The sequence below is a fragment of the Nocardia sp. 852002-51101_SCH5132738 genome, assembly GCF_001665695.1.
Lineage (GTDB): Bacteria > Actinomycetota > Actinomycetes > Mycobacteriales > Mycobacteriaceae > Nocardia > Nocardia nova.
Genome location: NZ_LZML01000120.1, coordinates 1 through 998 on the forward strand (window position 1 = coordinate 1; position 998 = coordinate 998).

Annotated in this window: 1 protein-coding gene; it reads left to right on the plus strand. The window is 63.6% G+C overall.

The annotated features are described in order from the left end of the window. A partial coding sequence (locus A5789_RS17805; RefSeq protein WP_082940784.1) for an IS3 family transposase occupies positions 1-972 on the plus strand: 972 nt, incomplete at its 5' end. Positions 973-998 lie beyond the last annotated feature (26 nt).

Sequence of the window (998 nt, forward strand, 5' to 3'; positions counted from 1 at the left end):
CGCCGAGATCGACCGGCCCCAGCGCTGATCGTTCGGTTCATCACCGAACACCAAGGCCACCGTGAAAGCGGTGGCCTCGTCTGGGGTGTCGAGTCGATCTGCGCCGCGCTCTGCGAACTCGGCGTAAAAGCCTCCCCATCAACGTATTACGAGCAACGCAAACGCCTTCCGGCGCGACGGGAACTCCGTGACGAAGAACTGAAGGTGGAGATCACACGCGTTCATTCGGAGAACTTCGGGGTCTATGGCGCGAGAAAGGTATGGCTGCAGCTGAACCGGGAGGGCCATCCAGTGGCCCGCTGCACCGTCGAGCGGTTGATGCGTGAACTCGGATTGCGCGGCGCTGTCCGTGGCCGGGTCAAACGCACCACCTTGCCCGATCCCGCCTCGCCGCGGCCGGCGGATTTGGTGCAGCGTCGCTTCGCGCCGTCGGCACCGAATCGGTTATGGGTGGCGGACATGACGTATGTGTCGACGTGGTCGGGCTGGGTCTACGTCGCGTTCGTGATCGACGCCTACGCGCGCCGGATCATCGGCTGGCGAACCGCCACGTCGATGACGACCTCGCTGGTGCTCGACGCGATCGAGCATGCCATCTGGACCCGCGAGCGGGCCGGATGGGATGTGAAAGATGTTGTGCACCATACAGATAGGGGTTCGCAATATACGTCCATTGCGTTCTCCGAGCGGTTGGCCGAGGCTGGGATCCAGCCGTCGGTCGGGGCGGTCGGATCCTCGTATGACAACGCCCTGGCCGAGACGATCAACGGCCTCTACAAGACCGAGCTGATCAAACCGCGCGGACCGTGGCGCAGCGTCGACCACGTCGAATTCGCTACCGCCGAATGGGTCGATTGGTTCAACCACCGGCGGCTCTACCGCTACTGCGGCGATATCCCTCCCGCGGAGATGGAGACCGCCTACTACTCTCAACAACCAGCCCAGCAACCCGCCGGGCTGTCATACCGATAAGTCTCCGGACTCACCGGGGCGGTTCA